General features: G+C 69.2%; 16 protein-coding genes. 5 read left to right on the top strand and 11 right to left on the bottom strand.

Going from position 1 to position 16,465, the window contains the following annotated elements; genetic code table 11:
• The first annotated feature begins 8 nt into the window (after positions 1–8).
• Positions 9–554 (top strand): DUF6023 family protein, encoded by a 546-nt coding sequence (locus tag RCH07_RS05475; RefSeq protein WP_326966467.1) that lies wholly within the window; start codon positions 9–11, stop codon positions 552–554.
• A gap of 119 nt (positions 555–673) precedes the next feature.
• Here RCH07_RS05475 and trhO read toward each other — a convergent pair whose 3' ends face one another.
• The gene (gene trhO / locus RCH07_RS05470; RefSeq protein ID WP_326966466.1) at positions 674–1,567 is read right to left on the bottom strand and encodes an oxygen-dependent tRNA uridine(34) hydroxylase TrhO; all 894 of its coding nucleotides are present in this window, start codon (positions 1,565–1,567) and stop codon (positions 674–676) included.
• A gap of 171 nt (positions 1,568–1,738) precedes the next feature.
• Between trhO and RCH07_RS05465 the strand changes: the two genes are divergently transcribed.
• Together RCH07_RS05465 and RCH07_RS05460 are read left to right on the top strand one after the other, a co-directional pair.
• Positions 1,739–2,431: a GNAT family N-acetyltransferase gene (locus tag RCH07_RS05465; protein ID WP_326966465.1), complete on the top strand. Its 693-nt coding sequence runs from the start codon at positions 1,739–1,741 to the stop codon at positions 2,429–2,431.
• A 50-nt stretch (positions 2,432–2,481) separates the two neighbouring features.
• Positions 2,482–4,881, top strand: a complete 2,400-nt coding sequence (locus RCH07_RS05460) for a DEAD/DEAH box helicase (protein ID WP_326966464.1) — start codon at positions 2,482–2,484, stop codon at positions 4,879–4,881.
• 55 nt (positions 4,882–4,936) lie between these two features.
• On the opposite strand, the gene RCH07_RS05455 is transcribed toward RCH07_RS05460, so the two are convergent.
• The 7 genes from RCH07_RS05455 to ssd all read right to left on the bottom strand — a co-directional run bounded on the left by RCH07_RS05455 (position 4,937) and on the right by ssd (position 10,528).
• The gene (locus RCH07_RS05455; RefSeq protein WP_326966463.1) at positions 4,937–5,311 is read right to left on the bottom strand and encodes an Rv3654c family TadE-like protein; all 375 of its coding nucleotides are present in this window, start codon (positions 5,309–5,311) and stop codon (positions 4,937–4,939) included.
• Positions 5,308–5,715, bottom strand: a complete 408-nt coding sequence (locus tag RCH07_RS05450; RefSeq protein ID WP_326966462.1) for a TadE family type IV pilus minor pilin — start codon at positions 5,713–5,715, stop codon at positions 5,308–5,310. Before RCH07_RS05450 ends, RCH07_RS05455 begins: the two co-directional genes overlap by 4 nt.
• Positions 5,716–5,960: 245 nt before the next feature.
• Positions 5,961–6,245 (bottom strand): DUF4244 domain-containing protein, encoded by a 285-nt coding sequence (locus RCH07_RS05445; protein WP_326966461.1) that lies wholly within the window; start codon positions 6,243–6,245, stop codon positions 5,961–5,963.
• A gap of 347 nt (positions 6,246–6,592) precedes the next feature.
• Positions 6,593–7,201, bottom strand: a complete 609-nt coding sequence (locus RCH07_RS05440; RefSeq protein WP_326966460.1) for a type II secretion system F family protein — start codon at positions 7,199–7,201, stop codon at positions 6,593–6,595.
• The gene (locus RCH07_RS19260; RefSeq protein ID WP_442784775.1) at positions 7,198–8,037 is read right to left on the bottom strand and encodes a hypothetical protein; all 840 of its coding nucleotides are present in this window, start codon (positions 8,035–8,037) and stop codon (positions 7,198–7,200) included. The genes RCH07_RS05440 and RCH07_RS19260 overlap by 4 nt, the downstream gene beginning before the upstream one ends.
• Complete coding sequence (locus RCH07_RS05430) at positions 8,034–9,293, bottom strand: TadA family conjugal transfer-associated ATPase (protein ID WP_442784776.1); 1,260 nt, start codon at positions 9,291–9,293, stop codon at positions 8,034–8,036. Before RCH07_RS05430 ends, RCH07_RS19260 begins: the two co-directional genes overlap by 4 nt.
• Before the next feature lie 125 nt (positions 9,294–9,418).
• The gene (gene ssd / locus RCH07_RS05425; protein ID WP_326966457.1) at positions 9,419–10,528 is read right to left on the bottom strand and encodes a septum site-determining protein Ssd; all 1,110 of its coding nucleotides are present in this window, start codon (positions 10,526–10,528) and stop codon (positions 9,419–9,421) included.
• Positions 10,529–10,748: 220 nt separating this feature from the next.
• Here ssd and RCH07_RS05420 point away from each other — a divergent pair, with 220 nt between their 5' ends.
• Both RCH07_RS05420 and RCH07_RS05415 read left to right on the top strand, forming a co-directional pair.
• Entirely contained in the window at positions 10,749–12,473 is a 1,725-nt protein-coding gene (locus RCH07_RS05420; protein ID WP_326966456.1) for a bifunctional 3'-5' exonuclease/DNA polymerase, read from the top strand.
• Between the two features lie 47 nt (positions 12,474–12,520).
• A complete protein-coding gene (locus tag RCH07_RS05415; protein WP_326966455.1) occupies positions 12,521–12,841 on the top strand; it encodes a YegP family protein in 321 nt (106 codons plus the stop codon).
• 375 nt (positions 12,842–13,216) lie between these two features.
• Here RCH07_RS05415 and RCH07_RS05410 read toward each other — a convergent pair whose 3' ends face one another.
• Genes RCH07_RS05410 through RCH07_RS05400 form a run of 3 tightly spaced genes read right to left on the bottom strand, consistent with a single transcriptional unit; the run spans position 13,217 to position 16,138 of the window.
• A complete protein-coding gene (locus RCH07_RS05410; RefSeq protein WP_326966454.1) occupies positions 13,217–13,915 on the bottom strand; it encodes an NUDIX hydrolase in 699 nt (232 codons plus the stop codon).
• Positions 13,912–14,706, bottom strand: a complete 795-nt coding sequence (nth, locus tag RCH07_RS05405; RefSeq protein WP_326966453.1) for an endonuclease III — start codon at positions 14,704–14,706, stop codon at positions 13,912–13,914. The genes RCH07_RS05410 and nth overlap by 4 nt, the downstream gene beginning before the upstream one ends.
• 10 nt (positions 14,707–14,716) lie before the next feature.
• On the bottom strand, positions 14,717–16,138 hold the full coding sequence (locus tag RCH07_RS05400) for a hypothetical protein (RefSeq protein WP_326966452.1): 1,422 nt from the start codon (positions 16,136–16,138) through the stop codon (positions 14,717–14,719).
• Positions 16,139–16,465: the final 327 nt, after the last annotated feature.

Raw genomic sequence — 16,465 nt, 5'->3', positions numbered from 1 at the left:
GTCAGGGTATGCCCCTTGCGTCGGCAACGCGGGGACCGCGGACGCGTATCGCGGCAACCGCCGTCCTAGTCTGTTCTGTGCTGACCCTCGGCGCAGGACTGGCCGGTTGCGCGTACGAATACGACGAAGGCCTCTCAAGAGAAGGTGGCTCCTTACCGTCGGCCACTGCTTTCACGAATGCGGCCCTTCCACGGGACCCCGGGCTGAACCAGCCTGTCATCGGGGCGGAACTGGACGCGTGGGTTGCGCAAGTGTTGCCCGACGCCAAGGGCCAGGTCTTCCAGACCGGCCACGGCTCCCTGGAAGCCGACGAGGAACACCGGCAAAATACCACCCTGATGCCCAAAGGAAGCTACGCGCTGACCCTCGCCTGCCGGAGCACGAAGCGTGTTTCTTTCAGCGTCGGCAAGGGTGACGACGATCTGGTGGACCTGAGCCTGCGGTGCGGGACCTCACGGGTGAATGTGGTCCATCTGTCCGCCGACGCCATCCTCACCGTCACGGTCGATGCGGACGCGGCCGCAAACTTCGCCTACCGCGTGAGCCGGATCTGACGCAGGTCCGGCCGGGATCCAGGTGTGAACGGCGCCTGTGCGGGGGTCCAGGGTCCGCGGGAAGTTTGTGCGGGCCCGGGGCCCGGGGGAAGTTGCGCGGGCCCGGGGTCCGCGGGAAATCAGGCGACGCAGCCTTCCGGGCAACGCAGCGTCTCCGGGTCGGCGGCACACCCGGAGCAGTAGAGGGTGAGGGTCCGGCAGGCCTGGTTGGAGCAGTTCTCGAATTTGCTCGTGGGTGCGGAGCAGCGGACGCATTCGCCGATGGTCGTGGCGTCCTCGCTGAATTCGAGGTGCATGCGCTTGTCGAAAACATAGAGGGAGCCTTCCCAGAGACCCTGGTCCTTGAAGGCCTCACCGTAGCGGACGATCCCGCCGTCGAGCTGGTAGACCTCTTTGAAGCCGCGGTTCATCATTAGGCTGGAAAGCACCTCGCAACGGATGCCGCCGGTGCAGTAGGTGACGATCGGCTTGTCCTTGAGCGTGTCGTACTTGCCCGAGTCGAGTTCCTTGATGAAGTCATGCGTGGTGGCGACGTCCGGGACAATAGCGTCCTTGAACTTGCCGATCCGGGCCTCAAAGCCGTTGCGCCCGTCGAAAAACACCACCTCGTCGCCGGATTCCTTCCTGGCCGCCACAAGTTCGTGCAGTTCCTCTGGCGCGAGGTGTACGCCGCCGCCCACCACACCGGTGGCATCGACTTTGAGCTCACCCGGGGCGCCAAAGGACACGATCTCGTCCCGCACCTTTACGCTCAGCCGCGGGAAGTCCTCAGCGCCGCCGTCGGACCACTTGACGTCGATGCCGTGGAAGCCCTTGTATTCGCGGGTGGTCTTCACGTACTGCTTGACCGCGTTCAGCCCGCCGCCGACGGTCGCGTTGATGCCGTCTTTGGAGATGATGATGCGCCCGGTCAGTCCGAGTTTCTCGCACAGGGCGCGTTGCCAGAGCCGGACGGCGTCCGGATCCGGCAGAGGGGTAAACCCGTAAAAGAGCACAATTCGGTTCAAAGCCACGTATTTATTCAACGCCACGTATTTAAGGGTACCGGTTTATGGGTACCGGCCGGCAACAACCAGAGACCCGGCTCCAACCGCGGACGCCGCCGCGGTCACAATTGCCTACGCAGGCCCGGTTCCCCGACCCGGCCCCTGTTGCTTGCAGCGGGGCTGGAATACGCTCATCTCATGAGTCTGGACGCCATGGTTGAAGACACCACCCACCTGCTGGAAATCTGGGTCACCGGCTGGGCCGGTTGCCGGGGCTACGCGACCCGCAGAGAGGGCCGCTTCCCCGCTGCCCTGCGTGCGGACACCACCCACGAGTGGGAATTCTTCGCTCATGATCCCTCCGCTGCGGAGTTCGCGGCGCTGGCCGCGGCGACGGCCGAAGTGCCCGCCCGGATCCTGACCATCCTCACCAACGACGCAGCGCGGTACACCTTCCTGGCAGCGGAACACGGTCTCAATGTCACCTCGGCCTCCCAGACGATGATGATCGTTGACATGGAGACCCAGGATTCCGAGGACCCCTGGCTTCCGGATGACGACCTTACGTGGGTGCCGTCAAAAGCGGACGGCGTGCACCATGCAGTGGTCAACGCCGGCGAGGAGGTGGCCGCGAGCGGACGTGTCCTGGTGGTGGACCACACAGCGATTTTCGACAAGATCGTCACCGGGCCCGGCTACCAGCGCCGCGGGCTCGGCAGCTTCATCATGCGGGCTCTCGCCGCCCAGGCATTCGAGCACGACGTCGAAACCGGGCTGCTGCTCGCCTCGCTCGACGGCCAGAAGCTGTATTCACACCTCGGCTGGCGCACGGTGTGCCACGTCCTGATGCTCTCCGCCTCGGATGAGGGCGCGGACCTGTCGGTCGGCTGAAGTGCTGTACCTCGCCCGGGCGATTGCAGCCGGGGTGAAAGAATGTACAAGTGAACCCACATGAGTCCCTGATTCCGTTGCTGGGCCGCGGCCAGAACCCGGAACAGCTCCGTCATGTGCGCACCATCCCCGCCCGTCAGGCCGTCCATGCGACCTGGCCAGCGTGGGCCCACCCCGATCTGGTCACCGCCTACGGAGCCCTGGGGATCCACGAGCCGTACCGCCACCAGATCCAGGCCGCCGAGCTGGCCCACGCCGGCGGGCACGTGGTCATAGCCACCGGCACCGCATCCGGAAAATCGCTCGCCTACCAGCTGCCGGCGCTGGACGCGATCCACCGGTCAGAGCTGCGGGTCCTCGCCGATCCCGGCAAGATCCACGACGACGGCGCCGTCACCCTCTATCTGTCCCCGACGAAGGCCCTCGCCGCCGACCAGCTGGCCGCCCTCCGGGCGCTGGGGCTCCCGACCGTCCGGGCCGAGACCTACGACGGGGATACCGATCCCGCCTCCCGGCGATGGATCAGGGACCACGCGAATTTCATCCTGGCCAATCCGGACATGCTGCACTTCGGAATACTCCCGAACCATCCCTGGTGGGCGCGGTTCTTCCGCCGGCTTCGCTATGTGATCGTCGACGAGGCCCACAGCTACCGCGGCGTTTTCGGATCGCACGTGGCCAACCTGATGCGCCGGCTGCGCCGCATCTGCGCCTATTACAACCCCGGCGGGTCCGGGCCTGTGTTCATCGCGGCCTCCGCAACGGCCTCCGAGCCCGGGACCTCCTTCGGCCGGCTTATCGGGGCGCCGGTGCGGGCCGTCTCCGAGGATACCTCGCCGCACGGCTCCACCACGGTGGCGTTCTGGGAGCCGGCCCTGACCGAGCTCCGCGGCGAAAACGGCGCGAAGGAACGCCGATCCGCTGTGGCTGAAACCGCGGATCTGCTGGCCAACCTGGTGTCCTCCCGGGTCCGGACCATTGCCTTCATCAAGTCCCGGCGCGGCGCCGAGACCATCGCGTCGATCACTAAACGCCTCCTGGACGAGGTGGATCCAAGCCTGCCGCAGAGGGTGGCGGCCTACCGCTCGGGCTACCTGCCGGAGGAACGGCGGGCCCTGGAGAAATCCCTCCGCTCCGGCGAGCTGCTGGGCGTCTCCAGCACCTCGGCCCTGGAACTCGGCATCGACATCTCCGGGCTCGACGCGGTGCTGGTCGCCGGCTGGCCGGGTACCCGCGCGTCGTTGTTCCAGCAGATCGGCCGGGCGGGCCGCGCCGGGCAGGACGCCATCGCAGCGTTCGTGGCGAGCGATGACCCGCTGGACACCTATCTGGTGAACCACCCCGAGGCGATCTTTGATGTGTCGGTCGAGGCAACGGTCTTCGATCCCTCCAACCCCTATGTGCTGGGGCCGCACCTGTGCGCCGCCGCCGCCGAGCTGCCGCTGGGGTACGCCGAACTGGACCTCTTCGGCGGGACAGCCGAGGGGCTCCTAGACCAGCTGGTGGCCCAGGGGTACCTGCGCCGGCGCCCCGCCGGATGGTTCTGGACCCATCCGCAGAGCGCTGCAGCCATGGTGAACCTGAGGGCCGACGGCGGCGGCCCGGTGAGTATCGTCGACGCCGATACCGGTTCCCTGCTCGGGACGATGGATTCCCCGCAGACGCACTACCAGGCCCACACCGGCGCCGTTTATGTCCACCAGGGCGAGAGCTATGTTGTGGAGGAGCTGAACGAGGATGATCACTGCGTGATCGTGCGCCGGGCGAACCCGGACTACTACACCACGGCGCGGGACGTGACCCAGATCGAGGTCCTCGAAACACAGCGCACCACACAGTGGGGCGACGTGGCCGTGCATTTCGGGGACGTGCTGGTGACCACGCAGGTGGTCTCCTTCCAGCGCAAGGCACTGATCTCGAATGAGATCCTCGGTGAAGAGCCCCTGCAGCTGGGCGCCAGGGACCTGTTCACCAAGGCCGTGTGGTTTGTTATGGACAACCGCTCGCTGACCGGCGCCGGGCTGATCGAGGCACAGTTCCCCGGCGCCCTGCACGCCGCTGAACACGCGGCTATCGGGCTCCTTCCGCTGGTAGCCTCCAGCGACCGCTGGGACATCGGCGGGGTATCAACGGCCCTCCACTCCGACACCGGTGTGCCCACCATCTTTGTGTACGACGGACACCCCGGCGGTGCCGGCTTCGCCGAGCGCGGCTACGATAAGGCCCGGGTGTGGTTGTCCGCCACACGCGATGCGATAAAGGCCTGCGAATGCGAGTCCGGCTGCCCCTCCTGCGTGCAGTCGCCCAAGTGCGGGAACAAGAACAACCCCCTCGACAAGGACGCCGCCGTCACGCTAATCGATGTGCTGCTGAAGGACGCCACAGACCAGATGCGGGCCGGGCAGCCGGGCCAGGCCACTGCGGTGCAGCCGGCGGGCCACCCCCGCTGAGCGGGCAGCTCCCCGTCCCCGCCGTGCAACGCGGCCGGAACACGATCGACGCAGACTACGGCGGCGGCCCGGCTCTGGCTTGTCCGGTGGCCGCACCCAGGAACGTTCTGACCTGGAGTTCGGTGCGGACCTGCACCGTTCCCCCGGCACCTTCGAAACAGCTGAGGAGTGCGGCGTTGTTCCGGCCCGCCACCTCCCCGGCAACGGCGCAGGGCTCACCCGGCGTGATTCCGCGTGCGGCATCCGCGGCCGCCAGGGCCGCCAGATCGGCGGCAGCCGCTGCCCGGGATGCCATTGCCGCCGATTGCCCCAGCAAAACGATCAGGGCTGACGCCATAATGACCACCAGCCCCAATACGAGCGCCAGCACTGTCCCCGAGCCGCGCTGCAGCTGCCCCCGCGTTATGCCCGGACTTCTCTGCCTGTTCACGCAGCCTGCCTTCGTGGCTGCGCGTGCGCGGTGTCCTGCGCGATGTCGTGCGCGGTGTCCTCAACAGGGGCCGCGGCGTAAGGCTTGGACGGTTCGCCCCGGGCCCAGGCCCGGGCCGAGAGGGTCCACGGCAGCAGCGAACCGACAGTTCCGGAAACGCGGCCGGAAACCGTAACACTGAGCCATTCACCCTCGAATGCCACGGCTGAAGCTGCCGAGTCGCCGGCAAGACGGCGGACGATGGCGTCCACGGCCGCGGCATCCTCACCACGGGCCAGTGCACGCGCGCCGGCCCGTGCCGCTTCCTCGAGCCGCAGCTGTGTCACTCCCGCGGCCGAACCGGCCAACAGCAGGGCGAGCAGGAGCAGCACGGCCGGCAGGGCCACGGCGAATTCGGCCGTCACCGCGCCGCGGCATCTACCGCCGTCCGAGCACGGCCGCCACGAGACGCGGCCAGCCGGGGGCGTCGCCGCTGCCCCGCGGCATGCCCGCCGTCCCGGGGTCCTTCGAGGCGGGGCATGGCCGCCCGTGGTCAGGCGCCCGGATGTTCGGCCACACGCCCAGAACCCTGCGGGGACCGCACAGCCGAGGAGCCCCGCGGACCGGGGATCGTCTGACGGTGATTCCTCCCGGTCCTGCCACCTGCAGCTCATGGCAAGGCGAGCGCCGTGCGGATGAGATTCAGCAGGAACCCGCGGACTTCGTCACTGCGCATGATGAACACGAGAATCCCCGCGAAGCTCACCGCTGCCAAGGTGGCGATCGCGTATTCGGCTGTTGCCATCCCGGCCTCGGAACCAAAGAGCCTTCCGGGCCGGCCAGGCGGGACCGGCTCCGCGGCGCTGGCGCCCGGATAGATCTCACGCACCTCGGCGGCTCCTGTTTCGGCGGCGGCGGTGCGGCTGCGGGCGGAGACATACTGGTTGATCGGCATGTGCTTTCCTTTCTTGGATCTCCGGCGGAACCGCCGGTTGCTTCGACTCTTCCTGTTCGGGCACCGGCGGGTAAGGGCCGATCCTGGCCAAGTGGATAACCACCTCAATGGCGGGGTTGTGGAGGCACGGCCTGTGGAAGAGCGGTTTGGACTGGCGCGAGTGAGTCCAGGTGACGGCGACAGTGCGGGATGTGGCGGCGGCAGGGCGGGTGTGGCCGCGGAGGCAGTGCGGGATACGGCGGCGGCAGGGCGCGGTACCGCGGCGACAGTGCGGGATGTGGCGGCGGCAGGGCGGGATATCGCGGCGGGATGCGTGGCGGCGGCTCTGGCTTCAACGTTATTCCGGCCTACGACGGCAGCATCGCCAGCAGCACGGGCACAACGCCGAGGCATACGAAGGCTGGCAAAGAACAAAGACCCAGCGGGACGACCAGTTTCACGCCCAGGGCTGCCGCCTGTTTCTCGGCAGCCCTGAACTGTTCGCGGCGTATCCGGGCAGCCTGGGCATAGAGTATGGCCGAGGATGGCGCCCCGGTGAGCGCGGCGAAGCCCACGGCGTCGCGCAGGGCAAGAAGTCCGGGTGAGCGGACGCTTGAGCTGCGCCAGGCCGTGTCCCAGCCGGCGCCAATGGCGAGCGCCGAGACGACGGGCCTCAGCGGGACACCGATTTCAGGTGCAGCCAGCGCCGCCACCAGCTCCAGCGAACGGCCGATGCCCGTTCCCGCGTCCAACATCGCGCCGATCAGTTCCAGGAGCATGGCCGTGTCGCGCAGGCCGGCGTCGCCGATGACGACGGTCTTGGACCCCTCGCCGAAGACTCGAGGGTCTGAGGCGTCAGCACGATCCACAAGCTGGCGGTTGAGTCTCCGGCGAACCCGGCGGCGGCCGCCATACGCCGTCACAGCTGCGGCCAGCAGAATCGCCATCAGTGCGAGACCGCCGACGCCAGCAGTCACCGCTGCGACCCGGCCGCCGACCGGACCAGTCTGGCGGACCAGATCCGCCCCGCAGCGGTGAGGGCAAGGCCCGCGGCGAGCGCCGCCGTCCCGAGCGGGGTGCCCAGCAGGCTCCGCAGAGGATCCACGCCCAGCAACATACCCAGCCCCAGACCCAGGACCGGCAACCAGGTGAGCAGCCGGACCGTCGCCCTGGGCCCGGCAAGAGCCGTCTGGCGGGCGGCCTCTGCATCGTCCTCGGCGTCGAGTTGCGCCGCGAACCGCGTCAGCACGTCCGCCAGCGGGCAGCCGCTCGCCTCGGCAATGTCGAAGCATGCGGCGAGTTCGGCCCACACCCTGCGATCGTTTCCCGCGAGGCTGCCCCGACCCACCTTCCGTGTGCCCCTTCCGCCGGGCCCGGCACCCGCGGTGCGGATAGCCGCGCCCACGGGAGACCCGCGCATTGCCGCCGAGCGGGCGGCGGCAAGCATGGACACAGAGGCCGGGGCCAGCCCGGCTCCGCGGCCGGAGTTGCGCTCCATCCGTGTGTCAGGCGAAGAATTCCCTCCGTAGAGGGTCCACAACTCATCCCACAGCCTCGAGGGTATGCGGCCGCCCTTGAGAAGTGCGGCTAATTGCTGGACGACCACCGTCATGGGCACGTGTGGCGCCGCCCGGCGCGTCCGCCCCGGCAGAGTCCTGCCTGCGAACCACCGCCCGGGGCGGGAAACCACTGTCCCCGCCAACGAGTCGCGCGGGACGGCAAGCGCCGCCCGGATCCGGCTGCCTGAAATCGCCGGCGGTGAGAGCGCCAGAAACACCGCGACAGCCAGGACCCCGACCAGGGCGGCCGTCACCCCAGTCTCCCGGAGCGGCGGCCGCGGCGAGGTCCCGTCGGCAATCCTGTGCCGTCCGGAAAAAGTGTGCCCTCCGGAACAACGGTGCCCTCCAGAACTACTGTTACGTCCGGCGTACGCGCTTCGTCGGGCGCGGCGGCGTTCGCAGCTGCAGAGAGGTCCAGCCCCAGCCTGTCCGCCAGTTGCGGCCACGCCGGCCCGAAGCGGATCCCGCCGGCCAGGACGTCCAACGCTGCGCTGACGGCCAGCCCCGCGTCGTTCTCCTGCAGCACTCCAACGGCTGCCACGAGCCGCCGGTTTCCGGCCCGTTCCACGTGGATCACGGCATCCAGGGCACTGACCGCCTGCAGGCGCACTGCATCCGGGGCCATGCCGGCGAGAGCCCCCAGTGCCGTCAGCCGGGCGGGGACGGCGGCCGCGGTGTTGGCGTGGATCGTCCCGCCCCCGCCGGAGTGACCGGTGTTCATGGCCGTCAGCAGATCCCGGACTTCCGAGCCCCGGCACTCCCCCACAACCAGCCGGTCGGGACGCATGCGCAAGGCCTGCCGGACGAGCTCGCCCAGATCCACCACTCCCCCGCCCTCGAGGTTCCCGTGCCGGGACTCCAGCGAGACGACATGTGGGTGGACGGGGTTCAGCTCGGACGCGTCTTCGATCAGGACGAGTCGTTCGCCCGGCTGGCACAGGCCAAGGAGCGTGGCGAGAAGCGTCGTCTTGCCCGAACCGGTGGCGCCGCTGATCAGGAAGCTCAAACGCCGCTCGACCAGGCGTTCCAGTATCTGCCGGATGAGCTGGCCGAACATGCCGAGCGTCCGCAGCTCCTCCATCGAGAACACCTTTTCGCGCCGGATCCTGATGCTGAGGAGGGTTCCCGCGGTGGAGATCGGCGGCAGCACGGCATGGATCCGGTAGCCGCCTGCCAACCTGACATCCACGCAAGGAGAGCCATCATCAAGGCGGCGCCCGCCGGCTGCCACCAGCCGGGCTGCGAGGGCGCGGATCTGCGGCTCCCCGGTGAAGGTGACAGGTGCCCTTTCCAGGCCGTTGCCGCGATCGAGCCAGACGGCATCCGGCCCGTTGACGAAGATGTCCGTCACGGCGGGATCCCGGGTGAGGGCCTGGAGCGGGCCCAGGCCGTTCAGTTCGGCACTGATACTCTCGACCGCGGCCAGTGCGCCGGCCGTTCCGAGAAGCCGTCCAGTCGATTGCACGGCGGCGGCGACCCGGGACGCGGTGACGGGCCCGGCGTCGGACATCACGGACTCGCGGACCGACTCCAGCAGCCGTGCATCTACCGGGCTGCGGGCACCCGCACCGAACTGCGGGACGCCGGAGCTGGCCTCAAGCGCCCAATCGGGCCGCCGCGGCCCCAAATATGCGCTCATCCTGTATTTTCACCGCCGAGGTGGAGCACCACATCGGCGAACCGCCGGACCCTGCGCCGGCGCCCGGTGTCCAGCAGTCGTCCGAGCTCTGTCGCGGCCGCGGCGCCCCTGACTTCCGGCATGATCCCGTGCATGGGCAGCCCGACAGACTCGGCAATCAGGGCTCCGTCCAACGCGGCCCCCGGTTTCCCCCGGACCACCAGGGCGGTGTCCACCGGAGGAAGTTCCTGCAGAAGCCGCGCCGTTGCCACGGCCGCGCGCAGCTGGGCGGGAGCAACGACAACTATCCGGTCACACTCCCAGGCGAAGGCCCGCAACGCCTCACGTCCCCGGCCGATGTCCAGGAGCACGAGTTCAAAGCCGCGCCGGGCCGCATCGAGGACACCGGCCACAGTTCCGGCGTCCACCCCGGTGTATCGATCCCTATTGCCCGGCCACGACAGGAACGAGAATCCGCCGGCCACTGGCAAGGAATCCGCGAGCTGGCGCGGATCGATGCTCCCGCTGGCCTGGGCCAGGTCCGGCCATCGAAGGCCGGGGGTTTCCTCGGCGGCAAGCGCCAGTTCCAGCCCCCCGCCCCACGGGTCGCCGTCCACCAGCAGCACCCGTGCTCCATGCCGGGCGGCCGACTGAGCCAGCCAGATGGCCGCTGTGGTGGCGCCGGCCCCGCCGCAGCCCCCGGTGATGCCGAGCACGCGTCCGCCGGCCGCGGGCGAGCGGGAGCGGCTTAGGTACTCGGCCAGCCAAGCAGAGGCGTCGGGCAGGACAGCCACCCGTTCGGCCCCGACGGCGACTGCCAGGTGCCACAGGCTGTCCCCGTCCCCGTGCAGGCCAACGAGCACGGCCGGGGCACGGCGCCGCGGCGGCAGATCGCGGATGTCACTGCCTACCAATACCGCGGCCGCCGTGTCCCAATATGGCGCCGCCTCCCTGGCATCCGGCACCGTCGTCAGGTGGCCTCCGGCCGCTGCCACGATGCGTTCCACCTCGTCGCGCAGTATCTCCAAGCCTGTCACCAGCAGAGTCTCGGACGACTCGCCCGGCAGCCACCGCTCCGGATCCCGGGGCGGTCCCGGAGCGGCATCCGGTAGCTGGTGCTTGCTCATACCACCACTGTGCCGCCCCCGGGGGATCGCAGGAACCGGCGCCCCGGGCTATGTGGATAACCGGCGCCCGCGATCTGTGGACAAACCGGCGCCCGCGATCTGTGGGCAAACCGGCGCCAGGCAAACGACAAGCCGCGTGACAACCGCGTGGAAACCACGCACAAGCAAAGGACAAGCTGCGTGGACAACCGCCGCCGCACCACAGGGCAGAATTGACCCTATGTACATGCTGCTCGCCGCCCACGCTGACGGCGCAGCCCTCCAGGAACTCACCGCCGACGGCGCCCCGCACCCGGCCGCCCCCGAACCCCGTGTCATCAGCGCCGCCGGACTGGCCGGCGTCGTGCGTGAACTCGAAGAGCGGCGTCCGCGCTGGATCTGGCACCGCACCCAGGACTGGTACCCGGCCCTGCTCGCCGCCGGGCTCGAGCTGGAACGCTGCTACGACCTGACCTTGTGCGGCGCGATCCTGGCACATTCGGAGTTCACCGCCCACACTACGTATGCGCAGCACGCGGAGAAACTGACCCAGGACGACGAGCTGCACCAGCCGCCCCGGGCGCTGCAGCCGCCGCCCCCGCCCGCCGAGCAGGGCGCCCTGTTTGAAGATCCCGGGCTGCGCCGGGCGCCCCGCCACACCCCGGCAGAGCTCCGCGCCGAATACGCCGCCCAGCAGGAGGCGCTGAGCCAGGTGGGAGGGGCCGGCGTCGAAGGCCCCACCGACAACCGCAAGCATCGCCTCCAGCTCCTGCTCGCCGCCGAATCCGCGGGCGCCATGATCGCCGCCGAAATGCAGCACACCGGCGTTCCCTGGCAGGAGGAACTGCACGAGCAGATCCTCGCGGATTACCTCGGTCCGCGCCCGCCCCAAGGCCACCGCCCGGCCAGGCTCGAGGAGCTCACCGGTGAGTTGCGGCGGCTGCTGAACTCCCCTTCGCTGAACCCGGACTCCCCGCAGGAGCTTATGCGCGCCCTGCACCGGAACGGGATCGAGGTCAAGACCACGCGGCAGTGGGAGCTGAAGGAGTCCAGCCACCCGGCAATCGAGCCGCTGCTGGCGTTCAAGAAGCTCTCCCGCCTGCACGCGGCCAACGGCTGGGCCTGGCTGGACGCCTGGGTGAAGAACGGCCGGTTCCAGCCCGAGTATGTGGTGGGCGGCGTGGTCTCGGGCCGCTGGGCGTCCCGCGGAGGCGGGGCGCTGCAGATTCCGCGCCAGATCCGCGGCGCCGTGCATGCCGACCCCGGCCACAAGCTGATCGTTGCCGACGCCTCACAGCTGGAACCCCGGGTGCTCGTGGCGCTGGCGCAGGATGCCAGGATGGCCGAGGCTGCGCGGGACAAGGACCTGTACGCCGGCATTGCCGCGCAGGGTTTCGGCGGTGACCGGGCCAAGGCCAAAATAGCGCTGCTCGGCGCGATCTACGGAGCCACCACCGGAGAATCCGGGCGCCTGATGCCCCAGCTGACCCGCACCTATCCCCGCGCCGTCGGCTTCGTGGAGCAGGCGGCCCGCGAGGGCGAGGCCGGCCGGACGGTCACCTCCCGGCTGGGCCGCAGCAGCCCGCCGCCGTCGGCGCAGTGGCTGCAGAGCCAGCAGTCCGCCACCGCAGAGGAACAGCGCCGGGCCGCTTCGATTGCCCGCTCGCGGGGCAGGTTCACCCGCAACTTCGTGGTGCAGGGCTCCGCGGCGGACTGGGCGGCCTGCTGGCTGGCGGAACTACGACGGCGGCTGCGCGCCATGCGTTCGGCCGGAACCCCCGGCGGGGAACTCGTTTTCTTCCTGCATGACGAAGTCATGGTGCACTGCCCGGACGACGCTGTGGACGACTGCATCCGCGCCATCGAGGACGCCGCGGCTGCCGCCAAGGAACTGCTGTTCGGCCGGATCCCGGTGGAATTCCCGGTCAGCGTGGCGGTGGTGGACTCCTACGACAACGCCAAATAGCCGTCCGGGGCCGCCCACCGGAACGTACCCGTCAGTAGAGTTGTGCTGTGTCGGAGGCGCCAGCTACCCTCAAAAAGACCGGTGGTTATTACGGCACTTCCGCCGGCTGTTGCAAAGACGCAAGGACTTGGGGAGGCAGGACATTGGCTGGCATTTTTGAGATCGCCGAAGCCGGCGGGAAGAAGTATTTCTTCAGGCTGACGGCACCGGACGGAACGGTCGTCGCCGTTTCGCCGCTGTTCAACACCATCAAAGCCGCGGCAGCGGGCATCACTGCCGTACGGGAGAACGCCGCGACCGGGCTGATCGTGGATATGTCACGCTCCAGAAGGAGGCCGTTGCCAAGCGGCCGCCTGGCAACGGGCTAAGGTCCCGCGCGGCGCCAGGATAGTGGTCATTTTCGTTAGTTCGTCGGGCGTCAGACGGAGCCCGGACCTTTTCGTGCCGGGGGACATGTCCATTTTTTGCACCCGGGACCGGACTCAATGACCCTATGTCCATCCGCTGGCTCCGGCGCGGGGCATGTCCCGTCGGGCCGGTGCCAGTTCAGCGGGACATGTCCATTTTTTGCACCCGGGACCGGACTCAATGGCGCTATGTCCACCCGCTGCCCCCGGCGAGGGGCATGTCCCAGAGCCCGGCCACCGCGCCCAGACCCCGACGAACTAACGAAAAAGCCCACCAGCGGCCGCGCGGCGCCAGGATAGCGTCCGCGGGGGCCACCCGAATGTGTGCGGCCCGGCTCAGCCGTCGAGCCTGCTCCAGGTGTCGACGCTCTGCAGCCGCGTGCGGTCCCAGGGAACCGCCCAGCCCAGTTGCTCGAACAGCTGGTTCAGGATCATCCCGGTGAAACCCCACACCACCACCCCGTTAACGGTGAAGGCGGGGCTTTGGAAGGTCTGCCCGGCCCGGGTGACGGTCGCCATCACCCGATTGTCGGGATCCAGCAGATCCCGCACCGGGACCCGGAACACCTGGGCGGATTCGCCGTAGTCCACCACGCGCACGGGCGACTGCGACGCCCACCAGCCGAGGACGGGCGTCACCAGGAAGTTCCCCCGCGGCAGCGCAAGTTCAGGCATGATGCCAAGCACCTCGACGCCGGCAGGGTCCAGCCCCGTTTCCTCTTCCGCTTCGCGCAGCGCGGCGCCGATCACCGATTCTCCGGGGTCGATGCCGCCGCCGGGGAAGGCGACCTGTCCGGGGTGGTCGTCCAGGGTCTGCGCGCGCTGCAGGAGCAGGACGTCCAGATCGGCCGGGGCCAGCAACTTGACGGACGTCGCCGGGACATCGTCGAGCGAGCCAAGGAGCATCAGCACGGCGGCCCGGCGGATCCGTTCGCCGGGCTCGACGACGAGTTCGCGCCAGCGCGGATCGGCCGCCGGCGCGGTGCCCGCCTCCACGGCGGCGACGAGGTCGATGAGGTCCTGGCGCGCCGTCACCCGGGCTTCCTCTGCGATTCCATCCGGATTTCGGCAGCCCGATGCGTCTCGGCGAGAAGTTTCGCCAGCAGCTCTTCCCGGCCGGGGGCCAGCTCATACTTCAGCAGCTTCTTTGCCTTCTCCGGGTCGGTCTCGCCCATCCCGTAGCTGGGACACCAGTTGGCCACCGGACAGGCCCCGCAGGCCGGCTTGCGGGAATGGCAGACCCGCCGGCCGTGAAACACCACCCGGTGCGAGAGCATGGTCCAGTCCTTGGGCTCGAACAGTTCGGCGGCGTCGGACTCGATCCGGACCGGATCGTCCGACGCTGTCCAGCCGAACCGCCGCGCCAGCCGGCCGAAGTGCGTGTCCACCGTGATGCCGGGGATGCCGAAGGCGTTCCCCAGCACCACGTTGGCGGTCTTCCGCCCGACGCCGGCGAGCGTCACCAGGTCTTCGAGCCGTGCCGGCACCTCGCCGTCGTACTCGTCCACAAGGCGGGTGCACAGCGCCATCAGGTTCCTGGCTTTGGCGCGGAAGAACCCGGTGGGCTTGATGATGGCTTCCAGCTCGGCAGCGTCCGCCTCGGCCATGCTCCGCGCGTCCGGGTACCGGGCGAAGAGCAGCGGCGTGATCTGGTTGACCAGCACGTCAGTAGTCTGGGCGGAGAGCATGGTGGCCACCACCAGCTCGAACGGGCTGCGGAAATCGAGCTCCGCGTGCGCGTAGGGATACTGTTCGGCGAGCGCCCGGTTGATCCTGCGGGCACGGCGCTTGCGCGCCAGCAGTGATTCTCCGGATTCCGCGGCCACCGGGGTCTGGCTAACCGCGTTCGATATTGCTGAGGTCACGCAACAGGCCGGCGCGGCCGTCGGTGTGCTGGACCAGGAATTCATGGCCCCGGTCCTCAAGGGCGAGGACCCAGCCGCCGGGCTCAATCACGAACGCCGGAGCACCGGTGTGCTCGTCAAAGGCCGTCCGGGGCTGGGCGACGGCGAACCAGAACGCCTCGTGGACGGGCTGGATCTGGTGTTCCTCGGGGCGGCTTGCCGGATCCACGGTGGCGCCGATCGGCTCCTGCGAGCGCACCTGCGGGTTCACGGTGGTGGGGGCGCTGTTTCCCGCGGCAGCTGGAACCTCGGCCGCCCGGGTTTCCTCGGCCGCTGCGGCTGCCCGGAGCCGGGCGTCCGGGGCCGGCCGGCCTGCCGTGGTGTCCGGAGTCGAGGCTGCCTCCGGCGCGGGCGCAGCCGGAGGGGTCGTTACGACGCCGGCGGCCCGGGTCTGTTCTTCGGCGGCCGGCGCGGCTGCGGCGGCCTGGGTCTGACCTTCGGCGGGCGCAGCGGGCACTGCGGCCGCGGCTGCGGCGGGCACGATGCCGGCGTTCTGGGTCGCCGTCGAGCCGACGACCGGGCCAGGTGCTGCGGGGGCCGGTCCTGCGGGGGCGGCTTCCGGGCCGGCGTAAGACCCGCCACCCGGCGCAGCGCTGTGGGACCCATTGCCGCGGGTATCCGCGCCCGGGGCAGTTCCCTGGCCGCCGGAGGTCAGGCGCTTGGCCCAGCCGGAGAGCTGGCCGATGCCGGCCGATTTGGGGGCTTTCGGTTCGCTGGTGTCTTTCGGAGCCTTGGGGGCCCGGGGCTTGCGGACGGGCTCTGCCGTCTCGCGGGCCACGATGTGGGCGGGTGCTTCCTCGCGGCCCAGGAAATCACCGGCGAAGTATGGGATCAGGCGGCCCAGCACAGTGGCGGCAAAGAGCCCCAGCGCGCCCACGAGCGCCAGAAGCATGCTCGGCACGAAGGCACCTGCGATGGCCAGGAAGAAGAACGCCACCGTGAACGACGCCACCACGGAGGCAAACTGGTCCACCGAAAGGGAGCCGATCCGGACGTTCGTCCCGGGGCTGACCCGGCGCGCCACGAACAGGGCGGCAACGATCAGCGGAAGAAGGACGCCGAGACCCAGGAAGAAGAGGCTGCCCAGGTTCCACAGGTTGTAGCGGACGGCAAACATCGGGATCAGCGATGCGATGAAGAGAATCAGCGTCGAGCCGAAAACGGTGAGATCGCGGATGGTGAAGGGCCCCAGAACCGCCTCGTTCTTCTTGCCGGCCGTCCGGCCGTTCGCCTTGTCCACCGTGAACCGGGGCGGTTCGCCGTAGCCGGCCGGTGTGCTCCCGCCGCTGGAGCCCTGACGGTTGCCCTGGCTCTGGGACGGCGTCTGGAGCTGCCCGTTCGCTTGCTCGTTCATTACTGTTCTCCTTAGCATGGCGCCACCCTGGGCGGTGCCGCCTAGAGGCAGGCAGATAGAGGACCGCGCACGGTCCCTCCGCCTCCATCGGGATGTCACAACTTCATCTCAGCCTAGCCAAGTGCATGGCCGATCACTAGCTGACAAGCCGTGGGCGGACGCGGCAAGATCAGCGGCAGTGTGTGGAGCCGCCGGGGTCAGCGGATACCGCCAGCGCTTCGCTATAGCTTGACGGTTGTTGCGGGTGGCTGCCGAGACGGCCAGATGCCGGACCGCGACACGGCGCGGATATGGGCCGGCGTCTGGTGCAGCGCCGCATGCGCCGCC

This window comes from Arthrobacter sp. CG_A4 (assembly GCF_035985125.1).
GTDB lineage: Bacteria > Actinomycetota > Actinomycetes > Actinomycetales > Micrococcaceae > Arthrobacter.
Note: the sequence above shows the minus strand (reverse complement) of the source record. Positions and strands in the feature narration are given on the sequence as shown.